This is a genomic window from Bradyrhizobium sp. 157 (assembly GCF_023073815.1).
Taxonomy (GTDB): Bacteria; Pseudomonadota; Alphaproteobacteria; order Rhizobiales; family Xanthobacteraceae; genus Bradyrhizobium.
In genome coordinates, this window is record NZ_JADPKF010000021.1 from 18275 (window position 1) to 41954 (window position 23680).

Consider the following 23680-nt stretch of genomic DNA (forward strand, 5'->3'; position numbering starts at 1 on the left):
AAGATTGGCTTCAAGGGAAAGCGTCACCCGATTCGACCTTCCTTGCTAGCCAAATTGGGTTTGATTTCCGAACTAATGTCGGAACGCTTCGGCCGGCTCGAGCGCGGCGGCGCGCGAGGCAGGATAGACCCCCGACAGCAGACCGATCACCCCTCCGACGGCCGGTGCGAGCAAGGGAGCGAGCGGGTCTAGCACGGGAGTCCAGACCTGATACGCCGAGACACCCACCACGATCAGCACGCCGACACTCGATCCGAGCAGTCCCCCCACGACACCCATGGACGCACTCTCAATGAGGAACTGTGAAGCGATGTGGCGACGAGTAGCGCCAATGGCACGGCGCAGTCCAATCTCCGCCGTTCGCTCCATCACGCCCACCAGGGTGATATTTGCGATCCCGAGCGCGCCGACCACAAGCGACAGGCCGCCCAGCAGCAGGAACATCATATTGAGATCGGTTTGCACGTCGTCGCGCACGCGCCGCGGCTCCTGCGGCAGTTGCACGCGAAGCGCGCGCGGGTCGTCCGGCCGCAGCGCCGCCCGCGCCTGCATCGCTATCAGGTTGGCCGCGCCGATCTTGGTCTCCACAACTACCATGCCAGGTCCGAAGAGACTGAAATGCCGTCGCGCCGTACCCTCGGGAATGATCACCGAACCGAGCAGCTCCGGCTTTCGCACCACATCACGGAGGATACCGATCACGAGATAGAGCTCGTCGCCGACATAGATCGCGGGCAGTCGCTCGACTCCAGTGATGCCCAGGCGGCGCGCGGCATCGGGGCCGAGGATCGCAACTCGCTCGGCGCGGGCAGAATGCCCCCCGTCGATAAACCGTCCCGAGGCGAGGTCGGCGCGGACCGCGCGGAACAAATCCGGCGAGGCGGCGCGCACTGCGAGTTTGAATGCGGTCTGATTGGACGGATCCACCACCGGCGAGGCGCTGACGAGCATGTCGTGGACATTGACGTCGCTGAGCAGGCCCGCGGCCACGACACCGTTCAGCCGGACCAGCCGTTCCGGCGCGTCCCATGGAATGGCACGCGGATCAATCGTGCCGGTCGCCATTCCCGGCCGCGCCGTGATGAACAATTCCGTGGCTGCGAGTTGATCGAACTGACTGATGATGCGGTTACCGGCGGTTCGCGTGAGACCGATGGTGGCAACCAGCGCCGACATGCCGATCACGATGCCAAGCACCGTCAGCGCCATACGGGCGGGACGGGCGATCGCCCCGGCAATGGCCTCCGAGACGAGGTCGCGCGTCGTGATCCCCGAAGGCGCGATGCGTGCCCTGGATGGAGGTGGCAATGCCGTCTCGCTTCCACCAAAGAGTCGGCCATCCTTCATGTTGACCCGGCGCGAGCCCCGGCATGCGACGTTTTCGTCGTGCGTGACGACGACGATCGTCATGCCCTCCTTGTTGAGCTCGGTGAAGAAATCCAAGATCGACTCGGTATTCTTGGAATCGAGATTGCCGGTCGGCTCGTCGCACAAGAGCAGGCTCGGTGATCCCATCAGGGCACGGGCGATCGCCACCCGCTGACGTTCGCCGCCGGACAATTTCGAAGGCAGGAAATTCGCGCGATGCTCGAGGCCGACGCGGCAAATTTCCTCCATCGCCCGTTCGCGCCGCCCGCGTCCCGCCTGCCGGCGGTATACTTCCGCCAGCATGACGTTCTCAAGGACAGTACGATAGGGCAGCAGGTGGAATGACTGAAAGATGAATCCAACGCGGCGGCTGCGCAGCCCGGCCCGCTCATTCTCGCTCAGCTTTGTCGTTTCGATACCATCAAAAACGTACTGTCCGCTGGTTGGCCGATCGAGGCAGCCGAGGATATTCAACAGCGTGGATTTCCCCGAGCCTGACGGACCGGTTATCGACAGCCATTCGCCGCGCCGCAAAACGAGGTCAACATCGATCAATGCGTCGACCGCGGGATCGGTCCCGAATTGCTTGCACACTTTACGCAGATCGAGGACATGGTCGGCATCGACAGAAGCCGTCTTGATCGGCACCTCTGGCCGTATGTCCTCCATGAGCTTCATTTGACCGCCGCCGACGTTGCCGCCGGCTCGGCTGTTTTATAGCCCACCACCACGAGTTGACCGGGCGCAAGCCGCCCGTCCGGAGTGTTGACCTCGACATAGCCGCCCGTTGAAAGCCCCGGTTGCACGGTGACGTATTCCTGCTTGCCGCCGCGATCGACCAGCACGCGCGACGTCCCGTCGGCGGCAAGCGAGACCGCGCTGGTCGGCACCGCGGTGACCGCGCCCTTCGATGTTTCGATCGGGATTGTCATCCGGACGGAAAACCCTGCCAGCAGCACAGGCGTGGTCTCCACCTTAACCCCGAGATAGAAGTGGTAGCCGTCCACGCCGCGCGTGCCGGGTGTGGTCGCCACCGTCTCAACGACGCCGGTCGCCTTGATCCCAAGCGCCTGCTCGTCGATCGCAACTTTCATCCCGGACTTCACCAACGGCGCGGCTTCAAGTGGCAGTTGCGAGTCGATACTGAGCTGGTTGTCCGTTACACTCATCACCGGCCCGGAAGCATTGGCGGCGACCGAGGCGGTCACCTCGTGGACGCGGATCGGGAGCGACGGGATGAACACGACCTCGTCCGCCGGCACCTGCACGCCGAGCTTGGCGCGTGCCGCCGCAAGTTCGCTGGCGAGCCGCTCTGCGCGTTCGGTTGCGACCTTAACGTCAAATTCGGCGAGCGACTGCTGTTCCTGCGCCGCGCGTATGCTGCGGTCGCCTTCCAGGCGGGCCGCCTTCACCGCTCCCTCGGCGAGCTTGATCCGTTCGTCGACCAGAGCGGCCTCGCGTGCCGCGGTCTGTATCGCCAGATCGGCTTCCAGCTTCGCCTTGCGCTGCGCGGCACGCGCCACTTTCAGCTTGGCCTCGGCCGCAGCGCGCGCCGTTTCGGTCTGGCGCGGATCGAGCACGATCAGGGCACGATCGGCGACTTGCGTGGCGACATCGGCGCTGGCCGCCGTCGCGGAATGCGCGGCCCGCGCGCGTTCGGCTTCAAGCGCGAGCGATTTGCCGGCGCGCGCGTCCGCCAACTGGCGGCTATCGCCAACGCGCGCCGCGCTGTCGAGGGCGGCCTGACGCGCGTTCTGCTCAGCGATGGCCCGCGCGGCGGCGACGGCTTTCATCGCGGTTTCACGCGTGGCCTCGGCCGCAAGCTGGGCGCGCGCGGCGTCCGACCATTCCCGTTCGAGAGCGGCGACGGCCGCGCGCTGTTCGCGCGTCGGTGCGAACGGATCCCATCCGGCCTTCTTATACATACGCTCGACCGCGGCGGATGTCTTTTGATCGTAACTGCCATCGACGGTTTCCGGATCGAAGCCAAGACGGGCCAGAGCCTCTTCAAGCTGGCGGACGTCGCCGCCGCTCGTTCCCGGCGCCATGTCGCGAAAGGCGGGTGCCGCGCCCTGGAGGATAAAGACCGGGCGGCCGGACGCGGATAGAATCACCTCGCCTTCCCCAAAATTCATATTCGGTCGCGGCAGTGACGAGATAAGCCCGGCGCCGCCCTTGACCGTTGAAGGTGCAATTGAAATCGGCTGAGGCAGCCCGAATCGGACCGTGCCGCGGGTGACAATATCGGAACTCAGTACGCGCGACTCCACAGGCACAAGGATCGCGGATGGTTCGGGCGCCGCAGTGCGCGCCGCCATTTCCGCTGGCGATTGGATCCTGGAGCCCATGTACCAGGCGCCAAGCGCCATGCCTCCAACCACGCCCAAGATAGCCCAGAGAAAGTTTACGCGCTTTGCGACCATGCCGTAGTCCCTCCCGCCATCGACAGGGCCATCTTCGCAGGAAGCGTTGCGTCCGCCTTCGTCATGCGATGCGCTGCCAGGAAAGGAGATTACTCATAGCCGCCGATCTGGGGAAGTACGGGAGTGCACATCCTAATTGGTCTATTGCACCTTCCGGGAGAACAGTTCCTCCTGGATCTTCTCCTCGACTGGCGTCAGTACCTCCTCCTGCATTTTGAAGCTCTTGGCCGCGACCACGCGCTCGAAATCCTGCAGTTTCCGTAGGGCAGTCTTCTGGTCCGGCGACATTTTGGAAACCAATAGCTTGCCACCCTCGGTCAGCGTGCTGAGCCGGTTCCGCAGGTCCGGTTCGATTTCGTCCGGGTGGCCGTATTCGAAGCCGGCCTTCTTCATCTCCCGCTGCCAGAATCCAAGCGCGGCCTTCATCCGCGGATCCTTGTTGATCAGTGCATCCTGGGGATTGTAGTGGGTGGCCTTTAGCTGATCGGGTTTGAAAGTTTCAGCCAAAGCCTTGCGCGTGCAGCCACCGGTACGCGACAAATCCTCGATTTCCAGAGCGACCGCGAGAGTGCTGGTCACTTCGTCCCCGAGCAATGCGCGATTGTAGGCGACTTGGTCTGCGGGGGATAGCTTACGGAAAATCTGCACATTGCGTTCGCCGAGACCGACGCGGGCGGGGCTGTAGCCGGTCGCTAGCTGAGGCGGCAGACCCGTATAGAAGGTGGATACGCCAAAGCCATAACGGCTGACGAACTCCTCCTCACTGAGGCCTGGAAGGTTTTTGTCCGCCGCCATGCCCGCCCGTACGGTTTTGTGGTCAGCCGCGATGTACTGGAAGCCTTGTTCGCGCATGCAGCGGGCGATCAGTTCCTCGGTCTTCTCGATCGCCTGAACCAGCTCGCGTGGGGACAAGCCGAATTCCTCGGTGCCGAGACCTTTCGGTGCCTGGGCCTGCGCCGCGGCGATCGCTGGCGCGAGCAGGACGGCGAACAAGCCCATGTAAATTGCCCTCTTCATGGCGCTATCCTTTCCCAATAACGAACTTCGCATGCAGTCGTACATGCCGGTATCTGTCAGTCCGTCCCGATAATCTTTCCGCTCTCGATGTCGACGAACACGTCCTTCTCGCCCTGCTCCGGTGATTGGATCTCGATCACGTAGACATTCTTGCCGCGCTTTTTCTCGATCGCCACGTCGGTGACTTCGCCGGGGATGCGTTCAAGCGCAATCTTCTTTGCCTGTTCTTCCGTGATCTTTGCCGCAGGCTGCGCACGCTCTTTCGAACGGCCCGGTTGCTGCGCCTGCACGACGGCCACGGCTGGCGCAACAAGAAGAAGACTGGCGAGCAGGCCCCAGTGGATCGTCCTCTTCATGGCGTATTCTCCGATCAAGAACCACACGGAATTCGTGTTCCGTTTTCCGCTGTCAGAATGCCGACGGGCGCGCACGTCATAGAGCGGACGCTGCGCTTGCGCTCCATCTGCTGGCTGTTCGAAGGCAGCTGCAACTTGGTGGAGCTGGTCCGGTCGCCGGTCAATCACCCGGCGACGAAGCGCGCAGCTTTCGTATGCTCAGCACTTCACGGCCGTGGACGATGCGAACAACGGTTACTTATCCGTGCCCACCACCTTTCCTGATTCGATGTCAACGAAAACATCGGTTTCCACTCCGTCCTTTGTGGCAATGATCTCCACAGCGTAGACATTGTGTTTGCCGTATCTCTCGATCTTCATCGACGTGACCTTGCCGGGGACTTCCTTGAGTGCGGTTTCCTTCGCTAACGCCGAGCTGACTTTCGCAACCGGTGGCACAGTCTGCTTCCGAGGCTCCCGATGGTGTTTTCCAAAGCTCCCGATGTCAGTGCCGGGCAATGCGTCAGACGCAACCAGTTCGCCATCCGAGGTGTCCTTGACGAGTCCCACTCCAGGGCACCACCACTTGTCCGTGATATCGGATGGATTGGTGAGGCTATACTCGCGCGTTCTCACACAATCCTTGAAGGTCCCGGCTGGAACGGTCATTGTGATCCCGCTTTCCATGTTTTCTGTATAGCCATACGCCTCGGCCTCGTGCCCGTCGAAGATGTATTTGTCACCGACGGTAAAGGTCCCAGGCATCAGCAAACCGGGCTCGGCGATACCGTTGCCATCGGGGTCACCGACACGCCAGGTCCCGGCAAAGACCTTGCGTCCTACCTGGTCTATCTCCCAGCTCACTTCGCCGAACGTGTACAGCGCGTTGGTCGTCTTATCCATGCAGAACCAGTTTTCCGCCCGCTGGTCCAATACGCCGTCGTAGAATTCCTCTTCCTGGACGACGCCACATTCGAATTTGCCAATACCCGGAACATCAAATGGTTCGGTCTTGTCGAGAACCTGGACTTCTATCCGCAGGAGTCCATGTGGATGGTTTCGATGCTCCATGATGTATCGAAAGCCGGGCTTGAGTGGAAAATAGAGCGGGTTGTGTCCACTTGGGACGATGTTTTCCGCCTTCAAGTTCCAGTCTTTGAGTGAGGAAAAATCGACGCGGGCGCCGCTCTGGGTGCGCCCTGGCTGATCTTTGAATTCCCTCGCCACAGCGCTGTCGCCATGCGGACCGAGCCAAGTGGCGCCAGCGAGCACGAGCCCGGCCGCGGTGAGAACGTCGACCGCCATGAGTGCTCCACGCCATCTGGCCAACCGACTAGATTGGCCGCTCGCCGCCTCTATCCGTCGCTCCAAACCCTGCTTGTCGAACATGTGATTGCCCTCCAGTTGCGGGCGCGGTCCGGCCAACTGCGCCCAAGGTTGCGGGAGTTTTCAGCCTGATGCGGCCGACGAACGAGAAGGCGCCGGTGCTCCGCCCTTCCCGTACAGAAGGCCGGCATGAACGGTTCTTCTCTGCCGATCTGAGATTGATTGGGGTGGGCTGGTTCATCGCGCCCTCGCGGTGGTGAAAGCGGCTTCGATGAAGGACCGATTGCCGTCCTTTGCGACGGTCCCGATCGCGAATTTGTAGGCCTTGCCAGCGCGCAAGAACCCTTCCGGTGCCGTGAAGGATCTTGCCGAACCGGGCAGCAGTGCCCGGATTTCGTAAGCCGAGCCGGTTTGCTCGATCACGATGGCGCAGGCCTCGATCCCCTTCGGCACGGACCATCGCAGGGTGAGAGCGGTAGCGGGTACGTCTTTCTGATCAGGCCGCGGATACTCGAACGCAGCCGGCTCCGGGAATACGTGGCTCAACTGTGCCTCGCCGCGCAGGTGCTCCCCCTTGGTCGTCGTTCCCTCAAAACGATAGGCGCCCGCCGGGAAATCGGCACGAACGATCTTGTCGTCATCGGGTTCGGGCGATTCGAGCGTTAGACTGCGAACTCCCAACTTCGAGTCCGGCGTTCTGAGGACGATCACCGTGCGCTCGCCGGGCGCCAATACTTTCAGCGCCGCGAGCCCATCCGTGGCGCCGGTCACATCGAACCGGATCTCGGCATCGCCGTCTTGCACGTTGCGCTCGAGATAGACGGAGAGCTTTTCGAAGCGACCATCCTCGGCCGCTGCTCCCGCAAGCGGATAGGCCATGGCGAATAAAGCGCCGATGGCGGCAATCCAGCTGTTGTGGCGATGCATGGTGTTCACATCAGCCTCCCACAGATACTCCTACCGGTTCTGGACCAGTCGGACGCTTCGCCGGCACGCCCCTACAGGGCCGGCGGAATACTCACTGGGCTTTAGCATTTGTCGCCCCCTTCATCAGTTCGGCGGGCGGCGTGCGACCATAGAGGTAGGCGCGCTTCTCTATCTCCAGGGCCTCGGCGCGGGCCTTGGCCAGCGCATCGGGGGTGAGCTTCACGATCTCGGCCAGCTCAAGAGTCTCTCGCAGCTTTTCGCCCTTTCCCCTCCAACCGACTTTGATGTAGCCCACATCGGGTGCGTAGTACTTGAGCTGCTGGGCGTCCGGGCCTTCACCCTTGCTGCCCTCCACGATCACCAGAACATCCTTGTAGCAGCCGGCCGGGACACAAACCTTCTGACCTGCTTTTTCTACCGTTGCGCGATCGGTCCAGTTGAACGGAGGCGGCGCGTAGCCCTGAGAGTAGCTGGGGGTCCCCGGCCGCGGGTCTGCCTTCATCATGATTCCCGGACTCGAGCCATCCATGCCGCCGATCCAGGCGCTACCGCCCTTGAAGGCCCCATCTTCGTATATTTCAACCAGCTCACCCAACAGCCAGACGTTTCCGTCCTTGTCTTGCGCGAAGAAAACGATCTCCGATTCCGCCACCTTGCCGTCCTTATAGTCGACATCCCACACAACGACCGTGCGCACGCCGTTGACGATCTTGGTGAGGTCCGTCACGGTCTGCACCACGCGAGCGGGAACGCGCTTCTCGTCCTCCTGGGTGAATCCCTTGTAGATCCACTGAATCCCAGGCTGCAGCGGGAACCATTTGTTGTTGACGGTGGCGGAGTTATCGAAATTACTGTGATCGAAAGCTTCCAGCGCAACCTCGGCGGCTTTGCTCTTCTGCGCCGAAGCGCCGCCGCTGGACAGTCCGAGACCAATGAAGGTCATAAGCGCGACCAAGGCCATTTTTCCCTGGCAGAATCTGACCCCTGCCTTTGTCGTCCCGGACTCCTTCAAACTCGTGTTCATCGCAGAAACTTCCTATGCTCGTGCCGTTCCTGGAATAGTCAGGCTGTCCGTCAGCGCGCCGGCACCGCGGCCGAAACGGAGATAGAATGCAGGCAAGATAAACAAGTTCAGCAGCGTCGATGTCACGAGGCCGCCCAGGATGACGACCGCCATCGGATATTCGATCTCGTGGCCCGGCAGGTCGCCGAAAATCACCAGCGGCAGAATCGCCAGCCCGGCGGCACCGGTCGTCATCAGGATCGGCCGCAACCGCTCGCTCGCGCCGCGAAGCACGAGGTTCATGCCGAACGCCTCTCCCTCATGGCGTTCCAGATACTGGAAGTGGTTGATCATGATTATCCCGTTGCGGGCGGCGATGCCAAGCACGGTCAGGAAACCGATCAACGAGCCAAGAGAAATTACGCCGCCCGCGAGCCACGCCGCGAGGACGCCGCCCACCAGCGCCGAAGGAAGGGTGAGGAAACTGAGCGCTGCCAGACGCCAGCTGTCGAAAGACTGTCGCAGAAGTATGAGTATGCCGGCGAGCGCCAGCACGGCGAACAGTTGCAGCCGCTCGCGGCTGGCGCGCAGTTCCGCATACTCGCCTTGCAGCACCGCGTAATAGCCAAGTGGAAACGCCATCTTCTGCAGGCGCGACTGCACCTCCACGGCGACGGCGGCGAGATCGTGGCCCCGGACATTCGCCTGCACGTCGATCCGACGGGAGCTTGCCTCGCGCTTGATGGCATTTGGTGTCGGCTGAATGCTGACATCGGCCACCTCGGACAGCCGGACGCGCTGCCCGGTCGGCGTGTCAATCAACATGTCGCGGACCGATTCCATGCTGTGGCGGGCTTCCGGCGCGGTCCACACCTGCACGTCGTAGGTGCGTCCCTCGATGAAAATGTCGCCGACCTCGGTTCCGGCCATCAGTGACGCGGAGGCACGCCGGACATCACCCGGCTTCAGACCGTGGCGTTGTGCCTCGTCCAGCTTCACCGTCACCTGAATGTGCGGCACTTCGACCATCAACTCCTTGTGCAGGTTGACGAGGCCCGGAGTGTCCGCGAGTGCAGCGCGAACCTCCTCCGCCTTGTCCCTCAGTACCTCCAGATCCGGGCCGAAGATGCGGACGACGATCGCCTCGCCAGCCCCGGTCAGGACCTCGCGAATGCGTTCCTTCAGATAGGTCTGCACATCGCGGTAGAGGCCGGGATAGCCGTCCACCATTTCCTCGACCTTGGCATAGGTCTTGTCGTAGTCGGCGTCTTTGCTGATGCTGATCCAGTTCTCCCCGAAATGGACGCCGTAGACCTCATCGGCGGCGAAGGCCTGGCCGATATGAGCACCGAAGTTGCGCACCCCCGGAATGGCGCGCAGCTCCCTGCTGGCGCGGGTGGTGATGCGCAGCATCTCCGGAAGCGACGTGTCGGGGGTGGTGACCCAGTGCATCAGGAAGTCGCGCTCCTTGAACGAAGGCAGCAGCGAGTGCCCGAGCAGTGGCCAAACGCAGATCCCCACGAGCGTCACGACACCGACGGCGACATAGGCCGCGCGCGGCGTTCGAGTGGCCCGTTCCAGCAAGGGCGCGTAGCGGCGCTGCAGCCAGACGATTACCGGCGATTCGCGCCCTTCGAGCCGCGCGTTATGCAGCAGGAGGAGACAAAGCGCCGGGGTCACCGTCATCGCCACGACGAGCGAGGCTGCAATCGCGAGCACATAGGCCGTAATCAGCGGCTTAAAGAAGGATCCAGTCAGGCCTTCCATGAACAGCACGGGCACGACCGCGACGACCACGATGAGCGTAGCGTAAACGATCGGCGCCCGCACCTCGAGCGAAGCGTCCAGAATGATGCGCGCGGTGCTCCGCGCATCGCCCGCCCGCCGCGCGAGACGCAGGCGCCGCATGATGTTCTCGACGTCGATGATCGCGTCGTCGACGACGATCCCCAACGCGATCACGAAGCCCGCCAGCATCATCGTGTTGACGGTGGCGCCGGCCTGGAACAGGACGAGGCCCGCCGCGAGCAGCGACAGCGGAATGGCGACGATGCAGACGATCGCGGTGCGCAATTCGTAAAGGAAGATGAATATGATTCCCACGACCAGCACGCAGCCCAGCAATAACGCCCACGACAGATTGGCGATCGAGTCCTCGACGAAAGTCGCTGGCCGGAAGATTGTAGTGTCGATCTCAACCCCTGGAAGGCCGGGCTTCATCCTCTCCAGCGCCTCCTCCACCCCGCGGGTGACGGCGAGCGTGTTGCCCCATGGGAATTTTTCGACGATGAGCATGAGGCCCGGGCCGTCGTTGATAATGGCATCGCCAATCATGCCCTGCGGTGCGTAGACAAGATTGGCCACGTCGCTCAGCAATAGCGGCGGCTTCCCGGCCGGTTTGGTCACCGGCACCTTGGCCAGCGTCTCCGGCGTAACGCCGACGCCGACGAAGCTGAGTTGAAAGCGCTGATTGGGTGTTTCGACGAAGCCGCCGGTGCCGATATGCGCGCCGCGGGCATAGCGCAGCAGGCCAACGTCGAGGGCATCGGAAACCGCCTCCTGCAGCTGGTCGAGCGTCACGTTGACGTCGGCCAAGCGCTTCGGATCAACCATGACCTGAAGCATCTTGAGCTGCTCTCCCCAGATCGCGACGTTCGCAACGCCGGGAACGCCGAGCAACCGCTGCCGGATCGTCCAATAGGCGAGCATCGACAAGTCCATCACGGACTTGTCCTTTGAGGTAATGCCGACCTTCATGATCCGGCTGGTCGAGGACAATGGCGGCATCATGAAGGGCGGCGAGGCCCATGTCGGCAGGGTCTTGCTCGCGAGCGCCATCCGCTCGCTGACCAGTTGCCGCGCGCGGATTTCGTCGGCACCCGGCTTGAAGATCAGCAGGATCGACGACAGTTGCGGCACCGACTTCGACCGCATCACGTCGACGCCAGGGACGCCGTTGAGCGCGTTTTCCAGCGGCACCGAGACAAGTTGCTCAACTTCGGCGGATGAAAGCCCAAGACAGATGGTCTGGATCTCGACCCGCGGCGGCGCGAATTCCGGGAATACATCCACTGGCACGTCGCGCAGGCGCGCCAGGCCAAACCAGATCAGCACCACGCCAAGGGCGAGGACGAGATAACGAAAGCGCAGACTAGAGCCAATAATCAGCCTCATCATCGGAAAACATCCCCCCACTCGGGCCGAAGCCGCTGTGGAAAAACAATTTCGACGCGCAGCTAGTGACCTACCTTCACCTCTGTTCCGAAGACCTCCGGCACTCCCGCCGCAAGCACCTTCGTGCCGGTGGGTGGCCCGTCAGTCAGGTACACGTTGTCGCCCTTGATGGTATCGATCACCACCGCGCCGCGAACGAAGGTCAACGGATCGGCGCTGATATAGACCCACGTCTTTCCGGTCAGGTCGTAGAGAACAGATGCGTATGGCACGATCCGGCGGCCCGACGGATCGGCGCGCACCTCGTCAATGAGGATGCCGAGCCGTTCCGCCGCTTTTGGCGTGAGCGTGATCTTTTTGATCTTTGCGTCATTCGTGGCCTCGACCCGCGCGGGCGCGCTCTTCTTGACGTCCGACTCCGCGGCCGCGGCTGAGACACACGACGCGGCGAGGCAGGCGGTGGACGCCGCGACCATCAATACGCTGAAGCGCGTCATGAGATGTTTCTCCTTTTCACAACGTTCGAAGTGAAGCGCGCGGCGGTCATGACGCGGTCTCCATTTCAAGATCGAGCCGGTCGGCGGTCCAGCCGGCGCCGAACCGCAGGTAAAGCGCCGGCAGCACGAACAATGTTCCCAGCGTCATGGTAACGACGCCGCCCAAGACCGAGAGCGCGAGCGGGTGCGCGATTTCGAGTCCGGCGACATCACCCATGATCGCGAACGGAAGCACCAGCGCGAACGTCGTCACCGACGACGCGATGATGCTCGGGAACTGTTCCTGAACGCCGCGACGTACCAGCGTTTCGCCGAACGGCTCACCCTCGTTCAATTGCAGATGCTGGAAATGGGCGACCAGACCGATGCCCTGCCGCACCATCAGTGCGAGCACCGCTGCCAGACCCAACAGAGAACCAAGCGAGAAGTGACTGTCATTGATTGCGGCCGCCGCGAGGCCGCCGAGTGCAGCGACCGGTACGCCGAGCAGCGACAGGGCGCTGAGTGTCCAGCTGCGGAGCACCGCCTGCGTCAGCAGGAACATCAACACCACCGCCGCCGCCATGTAGCTGTATATCGATCGCAGGGCGGCTCGCTGTTCCTTGTATTCGCCGAGCACCTCGGCACGGTGCTCGAACGGAAATGCGATCTGTTTGACATTCCTGGCGACATCATCCGCCACATCACCGAGCGCCCGCTCGTCCACTTTCGCGGAAACATCGATACGACGCGAGGACCCCTGTCGCTGGATGATGCTGGTGGCCGGCGCGATGCGGACGTCCGCAACCTCAGCCAGACGAATCTGAGACCCGCTCTCGCTAATAATCATCAGATTCCGCACGTCATCGATGTTGTCGCGCAGCTCCGGGCGCCCCCAGACAACCACGTCGAAAACCTTCTGATCTTCGAAAAGGGCACCGACGGTGATGCCGCCGACCATCGCCGAGGTCGCCCTACGGATGTCGCCCGGCTTCAGGCCGTAACCAGCCGCGCGATCGACATCCACCTTGACTTCGATCGAGGGTTCTTCGACCTGTAATTCGACCCGGGGATTTTCAATGCCGGGAATCTTCGCCATCGCTGCGCGGATCTCCTCCGCCTTGGCGCGTATGATCTCAAGGCTGTTGCCATAGACACGGACCGTGAGGCTATCCGGGTCGCCGGTGAGCGCCTCGCGCAGCTTCGTGGACAGGTATGTCCCAAGCTTGCCACGCATCCCGGGATAGGCAGCGATGGCAGCTTCGACGGCATCAACCGTTGCTTCGCGATCGGCTTTCGGATCGATGTTGACCCACACGTGCCCTGCATTGACGTCCGTTGCGCGTTCGCAGTTACAAAGCACGGCCCGTCCGAGATTGGCGAAAGCGTTCTGCACTCCCGGGATCTGCCGCAGGTCACGGATCAGGTTCTCGGTCGATCGGGTCATCGCCTGCAGCGAGGTGCCGGGCGGACCCTGCCATTCGATCAGCAGATCCGTTTCTCTGAAGCTAGGCACCATATCGCGTTCCAGCGGGCTCCAGAGCGCGAAGCACGCGATCGCCGCCGCGACGCAGGCGCCGATGCAGGCGAGCGGCGCGTGGATGACGCGGCCGACGATCCGATCGAAAGGCTTGGCCAACCTATTGATGACCCAACCGCCCGTCGGGGTCAGTGGCGCATTGGCGAGCAGCACCGCGGCCAGCGCGGGGGTCACGATCAACGCCACCAGCATCGAGATGGACACGGCAGCGATATAGGCCCAGGCCATCGGCGCGAAGAACGCGGCGGACCGACTCTGCATGAACAGAACTGGCAGCACCGCGAGCAAGACGATCAGCGACGCGTACAGCATCGGCCGGCGCGTTTCCAGCATCGCACGGACGACGACCATGAAGCCGGACCGACCGTCGCGTTGCGGCACACGCAAGCGATGCAGCACATTTTCGACGTCGATTATGCTGTCATGCACGATCACGCCGGACGCCATCAGCAGGCCGCCGACGACGATCATGCTGAACGGGATTCCGGCGGCCTTTAACAGTAGTTCAGCGCAGACGAATGACAATGAGATCGCGGCCAGGGCGATAACCGCGGTCCTCCAGCTGCCCATCACAAGGCCAAGCACGATGGCGGCCAGGATGATCGAGATGAGCATGGCCTTGCCCAGATTGCTGGTCGCGCGTTCGATGAAGCTCGCGGGATGGTAGATGGTCGTATTGATCTCGATGCCGGGCAGCCCGGGTTTCAGTTCATTGAGCGCGCGTTCAACGCCGCGCGTTACGTCCAATGTGTTGAAGCCGGGGAACTTCTCGATCGCCACCATCAGGCCGGGGTTTTCGCCGACGATGGCGTCTCCGATCAGCGCCTGATGACCCTCGACGAGATAGGCGACGTCGCCAACGCTCGTGGTCGTGCCGCTGAGCGGCACCTTGGCGAAGGTACCCACAGTAGAGATCGGCAGTTGGTGACGGATGCTGAGCCGCTGGTTCGGCGTTTCGATGAAGCCGCCGGTGCCGGGCGTGGATGAGTTCAGGTAGGTGAGCGGCGAAGACCACACCGCCTCACCGGTCGTCTTGATCACCTGATCGAGCTTGACGCCCTTCTTGTTCAGGTTTCGGGCGTCGACAAGCACCTGCACCTGCCGCTCGCGCTGACCCCATATCGACACATTCGCCACACCCGGAACCCCGGCGAGGCGTGGTGCGATATTCCAGCGCGCCTGAACGGACATGTCGATCAGCGAGACGGATTTCGAGCTCAGGCCGATGTTCATCACTCGGCTGGCCGAGGAAACCGGCTGAAGCATAACCGGCGGGCTGGAGACGTTCGGCAGTGCGTGCGCCTGCGTCAGCCGTTCCTGCACCATCTGGCGTGCTTTCATCAGATCGGTGCCGGGCGCGAAGATCATCTCGATCGTCGAAAGTCCCGCCATCGATTCCGACTGGATGACCTGGAGCCACGGCACACCGTTAAGCAGGTCCGCCTCCAGCGGCACGGTAATCAACGATTCGACCTCGGCGCTGGAGAGGCCAAGTGATTCCGTCTTCACAGTGAGCGAAGGCAGCGCCAGTTCGGGGATGACGTCTAGCGGCCTGTTACTGGCGCCGACGGCGCCGAGGATCAGAAGGCCGGCAGCACCAACTACAACGAGGGTGCGTAAACGCACGCTGGAGGAAATGAGCCATGCCAACATCGCTGCGCCCCCTCTTTGACCTCTGGTTGTATTTGACCTCTAGCTGTATTTGGCCTCTGGCTGTATTTGACGTCTAGCTGAAGTCGAACTCCGCCCGCCAGAGCAGTTGAACACCGATTTTCTACCTAACGCTGCAATCTACTTCACAATAAGTTCCAATTTTTCCTATCGATCCTCAGCCGTATCGTCGCTGCAATTCGGCCTCGCTAATGTGGGTTATGTGCCCGTTAGATTACAACATTGCCGTATTTTCCCAGGCCAAGATCGGCGAGCAAGACACTTTGATGGCGATCTGTTGGCGATTCAAGTTAGTGGTGCTTACTCAACTGCCTGTTGGCTAACTGGATAATTCCCCATTTGCGGTTATGTGCTTTTGGCCTATGTGCGAAATCAAAAGATACATTGTAGGAATCGAAAGATATATTTTGCGGCAACCTCAAGTCGACGAGCCTAGTCAAGCGGTGTCGCGGCTGTCTCTCTTGGTTCGGATACATCGCTTCGCCTGCATTTGTTAACTGTGCCGATGCTGAGTCGGACGGTTCTCTGCAATCGCCTTGACGGAGGATGCGCTGGCTGAGACAGTCCGATTACGCGAGCGGAATTGTTATGAGCCGGTTGGCTCGACTGGTTGGGTGGCGTCGATCTGCGGTAGTGATGGGGCCGCGTATGATCTGGGGTAAGCGGGACGAGTTCGTTGCCGGATCCAAGCAACGCCGGCGCGCGGCAGAAATTGGCACGGTCGAGACAACTGAGCAGGGTTGGCAGCGCGTCTGCACCGTTTACCCGTTGATCGTTCGCGCTACGCCGGCATTGTTGTTGAGCCTCGCACTGCTCGTTCCTCCTTGTGCCGCCGCCGCAGAGAATGAGGACGTGGCAGATCTCCGGCGCATGCTCCAGGAGCTGAAGGCAGAGAACCGCAAACTTTCCCAGCGCCTGAGTACTTTGGAGAGCGCGCCGACGGCGCGGCGGACCAAGCCTGCAGCGACGTATGAGCGTCCGACAGCCGTCGCTGCTGCAGCGAAACCGGCACCGGTGGTTGAGGCTCCGCCCGCTCTGCCCGAGCCGGATTTGTCCGAAGCCGCAGCGAAGAGGCCGCTCGGCGTGCGCGTAAGAGAGTTGGAAATCGTCTGGGCGGCTCAGGAGAACGCAACGCGCCAGATCATCCGCGACTCGCTTTCAAAGACCGGGCCGAAGATCAATAGTTTCCTCGCGCTTAGCGGCGTGGTCGAAGGGCTGGCCTCGCGAACCGGATCATTCGACGGACCCACCAAGGAAGACCTGGCTCTGGGCACGGCGGAATTAGACTTCGATATTAAACTCGGCGACTGGTTGACCGGTGCTCTGGTTCTGCACTTCGACAATGGCACTGGCGCAATATTCCCGACCGGGAACCAACCAGTGGTGCCGACCAACCTCCCCGGCGTAGGCGTGGATCGCTTCACGCTTGATCGAACTCACATTTCAGTCGGCGATCTGATGCAATTCCCGATCGCGGCCCGCTTCGGAGTAGAGGTTTTGCATTTCGGTACGTCCACAGGCGTGGCACGCCTGGATACGCTATCGATCGGCACTCCTCTGACAACCGAGGTGTTTGAAAACCGTCAGACCGCGGGAGGCCTCGAATTCGCCTGGCCAACCCCAGCGCGGCAGCCGCTGCCGGCGCCTGTCGTCGTTCCACGCGTTAGTCCGTTGGTCGTCGCACCGGCCGTGAGCCAACTGATGCGTTGGCTCGGCTACACTCCGCTCCCTGAGCGGCCGTTCCGGCCTACGCCAGTCACATTCCCCTTCGACCCGGCGCCCTTCTACGGCTCAGTCATGACCTACAGAGGCAGCGAAAGCATCATCCCCGGCCGGACGAAAATCGACGATTACAATGCCAGTCTCGGCTTCCGGACGAGAGGCCATTGCGGCGTACCTTATGACCAGTTGAAGGACTCGCTGATTTGTCCATGGACCCTTGACTTCCATGTCGACTACAACACCTCCGTTTTCGAAAGCAGATTTCTGCATTCGTCGTACCTGCCGTTCCTGAGTCAGATCGGCCGGATTCCCGGAGTGGCCGCGAGCCTCAAAACCAGTTTCGGCCCATTCGCGTTCGTGGGCGAGGTAAATGCCGCAGTTCAGGACGCCAGGTTTATCGATGGGCTCGGCATTGCTCGGAACATGATGCCGATGACTTGGCAGGCCTCGATTGCCTACCAGTTTGACTGGAACCCATGGATAACGGAGATCGGTGCGCAGGGCAATTACATCTCGGTGGGATATTCCGGCAGCAAAGACATGGCGGGCGTATCGATCCTGCAAAGCGGCGTACCAACCCGGATCGGATTCGTCCCGCAACACCGGCTTTTCCTCACCGGAGGCGAGTGGGTGATGGATGGGCTGAAGGTGGCCGTGGAATATTCAGCCAACTGGGACTATCCGGTGAGCAGCGGCGGCACGGGAAAGATCGCGCATGGTGCATTCGGACTGATCCAGCTCAATTTTTGATCCGTCGGGCGTCCGGCGCTTAGAGAACGAGCCAAAATCCTGGAAGCATCGTCATGACCGATAGATTGAGCAGGCCGCTTCAGCGCCGCCCCTCCCCAGAATGAACGCAAGAAGATTGATGACTCCCGGTTAGGGGGAAAAATGCAGTTGCGTTTTCGGTCAGAGCGACGGTGCGCGTTTCCACGCGCCAGTATAGAGCGCAGGAGCCGCAAATGGGGCGGCGAGTAGCGCGTTATAAACCTTCAGCTCCTGCGTTTCCCCTTTAGGAAGCACACCAGCGAAATCCGATTACGATCCCGGCGGATTTCCGGTGCGAAGCAAACGACTGATGCTTGTGTCGGTCGTCATCCATACCAGCGCTCTCGCTATCCGGATTTATGGTAGTTCCAGTAAGCAACGAATGCACTAGCGATCCCGAGCACGAAGAGAGGATGAGCGCGATCCGGTGGAACGGGCGGGCAGTTGCTGGCGAACATCGCAAGCCAGGCTAACTTCTTTACCAGCCCCCGCTCAGCTCAGTGTCGGTAGCGGACGAGTTTGCTTTCAGCATTTCCAGCTTGTCGGCGTTCAAGGCAGAGAATTTTGCGAAGTGCGCTGCAAGCCAAACCATGCCGAGGGGCCGAACCACAATGAACTTTCATCGAGACGATGTTCAGGTCTGCTTTCGTGCCGATACTGTTGCAAAACTCATCTTGGATCACTGAGCACAAATTTTCCGGACCGCTGGTGCGGCGATCAAACGTTTATGCCACACGATCGCGAACTCACGAGCGAGCTCGGCAACGGACGGGCGCTTAAGCAGCAGTTAATACTTTTGCGCAAATGATAGACAACCAGCGCAACATTAGATCGCCGCAAGAAGTGCGAGCGGAACTCAGGCCCCTTATGAGGGATTAGCATGAGAACGCTTCTCATTAGTGCTCTGGCTGCGACCCTGGTTGGCTGTAGCTGCCTTTTACCGCCGCAAGCGAGCTTGGACGCGTGCATGGACGCGGGCGGGTCCGGCTGTCTCAACGGGATGGCGGTCGGTCGGTCGATTGAACCGGCGACAGCGTCATCCAAGACCAATTCCGCGACAACAAAAGTCAAGTCCACGATCGCGACGAAGACGACGGAAGAGCCGTCGATTGCCCACGTCCGCGACAGGCCGCAACCCCCAGAGAAAAAGGCGAAGTCCACTGTGATCGAAGCGAAAGTCGGGGCTCCGGCATCTGGTCGGCCCGCTGAGACGTCCGATCCGGTCATCATCAAGGCGAAGACTACGATTGCTGCGAAGTTGGAGGACCCGACATCTGCCGAGTTCGGTGAGATGAAACGGGCCACCCGCAAAAATACGCTCGGGAAGTCCGTCGACACCATTTGCGGCCGTGTCAGAGGAAAAAACGCGTCGGGCGAAGATACCGGAGATAGGCCGTTTCTATATCTCGTGACGGAAGATGAAGCATACGTCGTCGATGGCCCCGCGAATTCGGCGGCGGCGAGCGCGTATCGCAATATTTGCAGCAGCTAGCCTGGAACAACAGAACCGCTGCCAAGATCTTTTGCGACGGACCAGAAGGTCCTGACGACGTTCCTGCGAACGAATTCGAATTTCGGGAACAACGTAGCGATCGGCAATTCGCTGCAGAGTGTGTGGGGCAGACTTGCTCCATGGAAAATGGAATCAAAACTGGTGGAGTGCTCAGCGTTTCTCTGAACTCGGGGATATCATGGACGATCTTACTAATCTCGCGGAACTAGCCCAGGGGTCACAAAACTCACCGGTGATCGTGATCATCGAGCAGCATGTCCTGGCGCGTACGTGCATCCTCAATATCCTCAAGAGAGAACTCACTGGATTCGAGATCGTCGAGATGGCAACGACGAGTGGCCTGAACTGGCTATCAGGCAGAGACATCCGCTTGATTGCGCTGAATATCGGGAACAAGCAGATCACCGACCCTTCGATCGAGGAGAGCCTCGCCCTCCTCGCAGAATCCTGCCCAAAGGCGTCCGTTGCTGTTTTGTCAAATCGCGACGACGACGCGACGACTTCAGCTGCGATGCAACGGGGAGTGCGCGGCTTTTTTCCGACATCGATCCCGATCGAAGTCGCTATCGCAGGACTACGCCTGGTTCTCGCCGGTGGGGTCTACCGACCGTTACCGATCGTTGGGCAAAATGGAACGTCGAGCCTCAAGGCGATATCGGAATGTCCCGACGCGCTCGAGCTATTCGGAACTAACGAGGGTAACGGCGCCACCAGGATTGTGCCGGAGAAGACGATGGGTGAGCTTACGCCACGCGAACAACATGTGCTCGAGGCGCTGCAGCTCGGCCTTCCCAACAAGTTGATTGCCGTCAGGCTCAACCTTTCGGAAAACACCGTGAAAATGCATATTCAACGTATCATGCGAAAATGCTCCGCGCATAACCGCACCGAGGCGGTCGTTCGCTGGAGCCGAGCCAACGATCATGCGCGGCCCTCACGCGTGCGGTCATCTTGAGAGCTGCCAGAGCTCGCAGTTCTGGTCGCAGCTTAATCCTCGCGGAACGCGCCGTGGAAGCTGTCGAGCAGAGGTCTGAGAGCGTAGAGCGCCACGGTGCCGCGACCCGTCTTGATGAACACCTGGGCCGGCATTCCGGGAATAATCTGGAAACCATCGACGCCGGCGCCCGCCGGATCCTGCACCCGAATCTTCGTTGCGTAGTAGGATTGATCTGTGCGCTTGTCGACCAGACGGTCGGCGGAAACGTGCATCACGGTGCCATGGAGCCGTGGCACCTGGCGCTGATTGTAGGGCAGAAGATTGACATCGGCACTCAGTCCAGGACGGACCACATCGATGTCTTCGGGCCTGACACGCGCAATCACGATGAGCCGATCTTGACGCGGAACCAGATCCATGAGAGGTGCCCCGGCGCCGATCACGCCACCTGTCGTATGGATCCTCAGGTCGGTTACAACGCCGTCCTCGGGCGCCTTGACCGCCGTTCGTGAGAGTTGGTCGTCGGCCGCCCGCAGTCGTTCCCATATCTGAAAGATCTGGTTCTGTACCTCGCGCAGCGACTGCGCGATCTCGTTTTGACGATCATGCTCCAGCTTGAGGAGAACGGCCTCGGATTCGTTGATAACCTGCCCCGCGCGCGATATCTGAGCGACAATCTCCCCCCGCCGTCCCTCGATGTCAGCGATCTCTCGCTCGAGGTTCAGCAGGCGCGGGCGCCGTTCAAGTCCCTTGCTGACAAGCGTGGCGACGGTTGCCGCTTCCTCGCGGACAATGTCGATGCGCCTTGCGGCCGCGCTTTCCTGCGCCCTGAGGCCCTCGATCTCTTTTTCCACCTGCGACCTCTTCTCCCGATTTACCGCCGCTTGCGATTGAAAGACCTGCCGGCGCGTTTCGAAGATGGCTTGCTGGCCCGCAAGGACATCGGCGACCGACGGACTCGCCATCTGCGCCATCTCCAGCCTGGCTGGAAACGATACCCGCTCTTCTCCGCGCTGTTCCGCTTTCAGCCGTGCTTCTCGTGCCGTCGCCTCCCACAACTGGCCTTGCAGGCTCTGCGCTTCGGCACGGGCCTTGGTGTCCTCCAACAAGATCAGCGTTTGCCCAGCGTGGACAACGTCACCGTCCGCAACCAGAATTTCCCTGATGATGCCACCCTCAAGGTGCTGAATTGTCTTGCGGCTCGACTCGGATTCGACCGTGCCGACAGCAACCGCGGCGCTCTCGAGCGGGGCATAGGTTGACCAAGCGCCGAGACCAACGACAAGGCCGAAAGCCAGCACATTTCCTGTCCAGGTGATACCGCGAAGCCGGTCGCGGAGCGCTGGCGGCGCCGATCTCAACCACCGAGGTACCTCCCAGATCTCGGCGCGCGCGACTGCAGTTTTCAAACGATCCCATCCCCTCCGGACCAGAACGCCGTGAAAACGTTTGATGCCGATCCAATTGAGATCGCCAAGCCGGTCGCGAAACGTCGGCGCCGCCGATCTCAACCACCGTTGGACCGCCCGGATGTGGAGGCGAGCGAATGAAATTCTCATGAGATCCCATTCGCCTCGGGCAAAGCGATGGTGACGATGTTTGCCGCGGATCATGGCAAGCTCGGCTGCGGCCAGGCGCCGACGCCGCCTTCGTATTTCTGGTCGGAACGAGCCGACACGGGTTCGCGTGAAGCGACCTGGGGACGGGCCAAGCACCTCTCGAAAATTTCTCTGCTGTCGCCGAATGCGCTGACAGCACCATCCTGCATGATGGCAATCTTGTCCGTTGCGCCGAGGATCCCGATCCGGTGGGTGATGATGATGACAGTCGTATTTGCCGCCTTCATCCGTTCAATAGCGTCGAAAAGCATGCGCTCGCCGAGCGCATCGAGGCTGGAGTTAGGCTCGTCGAGCACCACGAGGTGCGGATCGCCGAAAAACGCCCGTGCAAGGCCAACGCGCTGGCGAAACCCGCGCGGCAGATTGGCGCCTCCGCCAACGATGACCGTATCGTACGACTGCGGCAGGCGAATAATCGTCTCGTGAATGCCGGCCAGCTTTGCTGCTTCAGTGACCTTCTGCAAATCGACGTCGTCCAGCCGTGCAATGATGTCCTTTATGGTTTCTCCGAAGAGATCGATATCCTGCGGCAGATATCCAAGCCGCCGGCCGCAGCCCAAATCGCGCGCGGCTGAAATGTCCATGTCATCGAGCAGCACCGAACCTGCCGTTGGAGCCGAGACTCCCGCGATGATCTTGCCGAGCGTGGATTTGCCGGCGCCCGATGGACCGATGATGCCGAGGCATTCACCCGGCGCAAGACGAAACGACACGCCCTTCACGAACAGATGGTTCGCTCCCGGCAGAACAGCGCCCACATTGTTGACGACGAGGTCGCCCTTCGGCCGGTCCGGGAGAGCCCTGACGTTCGCAGCCGGGGCGACTGCGGACATGATGTCGTTGAGCCGGCGGTAGGCGGCGAGAGCCATCGCGAACGCCTTCCAGCCCGCAATCGCCCCCTCAACGGGCGGGAGCGCGCGTCCGAACAGCATGCTCGCGGCAAAAATGATCGCCGGACTTCTGCCCTGCTCGAGGACGAGCCAGGCGGCAGTGCCCATGATCACTACTTGCGTCAGCGCCCGCACGGGTTTGGAGATCAGCATGATGGTTTCGTGGCGGCGCTGGGCCACCTCTTGCTCGCTCCGCGCATCCTGCGCAGCCTCGCGGATCAGGCGTGTGGCGCCCTCGAGCATTCCCATGGCTCTGATCACGTGGAGGTTTCCGACGGCCATGCCGAACCATCCGTGGCTCCTCGTCAGCGCAGCAGCCGATCGGGCCAGCGGGCCTTGCGTGAGCCGGTCTCCGGCAAGCCCTAGAGCAAGCAAGAGCAACGCGCTGAGTGTGCCGATTACGCCCAGCAAGGGATGCACGAGGAAGAGAACGCCGAGGAAGAGCGGCGTCCAGAGCGCGTCAAAAAGCGTCGAGCATGCGCCAGACTGAGCGAACTGGCGCAAGATCGCAAGATCGCGATAGGCTTCCGATGCCCGGGCCCGATCGGCCTCATGGGCGTATTTGAAGCACGCGGAGAGCGCTGCCGGATGGAGTTCTTCTTCAAGCCACTCGCCCATTCGACCCAATGCAGCGCGGCGCAGTGCATCAAGCACGCCGCCAACCACGACGGCAAACGCAACAATCAGCGTCAGCATCAGCAGCGTAGCGCCGCTGCTGCTCGACAGGACGCGATCATAGATCTGAAGCAGATAGATCGAAGGCGCTAGGAGAAGAAGATTATAGCTGCAGCTATACGCGAAAACGAGCCCGAGTGACCCAACGCAGGCCCGCAAGGCCGTTTTCAACGGCGTTCGCGCTGGTGACATTGTTTGCAACCGAAGCGGTGGCGTCAGCATTGCGTTCCCGCCAGAGATTTGAAGTTCGATCCTTCCCGCCTCGCTTTTGGCCGACATCGCTGGCGAAGTGAGAA

Annotated in this window: 15 protein-coding genes; 3 read left to right on the top strand and 12 right to left on the bottom strand. The window is 61.3% G+C overall.

Features of this window, described 5'->3' with window-relative positions:
* Positions 1 to 72: 72 nt before the first annotated feature.
* From IVA95_RS04625 to IVA95_RS04670, 10 genes are all read right to left on the bottom strand, one after another.
* Positions 73 to 2046 carry an ABC transporter ATP-binding protein/permease gene (locus IVA95_RS04625; protein WP_247509431.1) on the bottom strand — a complete coding sequence of 658 codons (1974 nt, stop codon included), beginning with the start codon at positions 2044 to 2046 and terminating at the stop codon, positions 73 to 75.
* Positions 2043 to 3482 (bottom strand): peptidoglycan-binding protein, encoded by a 1440-nt coding sequence (locus IVA95_RS04630; RefSeq protein ID WP_247509432.1) that lies wholly within the window; start codon positions 3480 to 3482, stop codon positions 2043 to 2045. The genes IVA95_RS04625 and IVA95_RS04630 overlap by 4 nt, the downstream gene beginning before the upstream one ends.
* Positions 3483 to 3932: 450 nt before the next feature.
* Positions 3933 to 4790, bottom strand: a complete 858-nt coding sequence (locus IVA95_RS04635) for a hypothetical protein (protein WP_247509433.1) — start codon at positions 4788 to 4790, stop codon at positions 3933 to 3935.
* Positions 4791 to 4864: 74 nt separating this feature from the next.
* Entirely contained in the window at positions 4865 to 5164 is a 300-nt protein-coding gene (locus tag IVA95_RS04640; RefSeq protein WP_213254426.1) for a PepSY domain-containing protein, read from the bottom strand.
* A gap of 234 nt (positions 5165 to 5398) precedes the next feature.
* Entirely contained in the window at positions 5399 to 6448 is a 1050-nt protein-coding gene (locus IVA95_RS04645) for a PepSY domain-containing protein (protein ID WP_247509434.1), read from the bottom strand.
* Positions 6449 to 6706: 258 nt separating this feature from the next.
* Entirely contained in the window at positions 6707 to 7405 is a 699-nt protein-coding gene (locus IVA95_RS04650; RefSeq protein WP_247509435.1) for a hypothetical protein, read from the bottom strand.
* A gap of 82 nt (positions 7406 to 7487) precedes the next feature.
* Positions 7488 to 8420, bottom strand: a complete 933-nt coding sequence (locus tag IVA95_RS04655; protein ID WP_247509436.1) for a hypothetical protein — start codon at positions 8418 to 8420, stop codon at positions 7488 to 7490.
* A 12-nt stretch (positions 8421 to 8432) separates the two neighbouring features.
* Positions 8433 to 11576, bottom strand: a complete 3144-nt coding sequence (locus tag IVA95_RS04660) for an efflux RND transporter permease subunit (RefSeq protein WP_247509437.1) — start codon at positions 11574 to 11576, stop codon at positions 8433 to 8435.
* A gap of 59 nt (positions 11577 to 11635) precedes the next feature.
* Complete coding sequence (locus IVA95_RS04665; protein ID WP_247509438.1) at positions 11636 to 12070, bottom strand: hypothetical protein; 435 nt, start codon at positions 12068 to 12070, stop codon at positions 11636 to 11638.
* Positions 12071 to 12116: 46 nt separating this feature from the next.
* Entirely contained in the window at positions 12117 to 15239 is a 3123-nt protein-coding gene (locus tag IVA95_RS04670; protein WP_247509439.1) for an efflux RND transporter permease subunit, read from the bottom strand.
* A 669-nt stretch (positions 15240 to 15908) separates the two neighbouring features.
* On the opposite strand from IVA95_RS04670, the gene IVA95_RS04675 reads away from it, so the two are divergent.
* From IVA95_RS04675 to IVA95_RS04685, 3 genes are all read left to right on the top strand, one after another.
* Positions 15909 to 17732 (top strand): hypothetical protein, encoded by a 1824-nt coding sequence (locus IVA95_RS04675; RefSeq protein ID WP_247509440.1) that lies wholly within the window; start codon positions 15909 to 15911, stop codon positions 17730 to 17732.
* A 985-nt stretch (positions 17733 to 18717) separates the two neighbouring features.
* Positions 18718 to 19242 carry a hypothetical protein gene (locus tag IVA95_RS04680; protein ID WP_247509441.1) on the top strand — a complete coding sequence of 175 codons (525 nt, stop codon included), beginning with the start codon at positions 18718 to 18720 and terminating at the stop codon, positions 19240 to 19242.
* Positions 19243 to 19441: 199 nt separating this feature from the next.
* Entirely contained in the window at positions 19442 to 20218 is a 777-nt protein-coding gene (locus IVA95_RS04685; RefSeq protein ID WP_247509442.1) for a response regulator transcription factor, read from the top strand.
* Between the two features lie 32 nt (positions 20219 to 20250).
* On the opposite strand, the gene IVA95_RS04690 is transcribed toward IVA95_RS04685, so the two are convergent.
* Positions 20251 to 21813, bottom strand: a complete 1563-nt coding sequence (locus IVA95_RS04690; RefSeq protein WP_346657980.1) for an HlyD family type I secretion periplasmic adaptor subunit — start codon at positions 21811 to 21813, stop codon at positions 20251 to 20253.
* Positions 21810 to 23663, bottom strand: a complete 1854-nt coding sequence (locus IVA95_RS04695; protein WP_346657981.1) for a type I secretion system permease/ATPase — start codon at positions 23661 to 23663, stop codon at positions 21810 to 21812. The genes IVA95_RS04690 and IVA95_RS04695 overlap by 4 nt, the downstream gene beginning before the upstream one ends.
* Positions 23664 to 23680 lie beyond the last annotated feature (17 nt).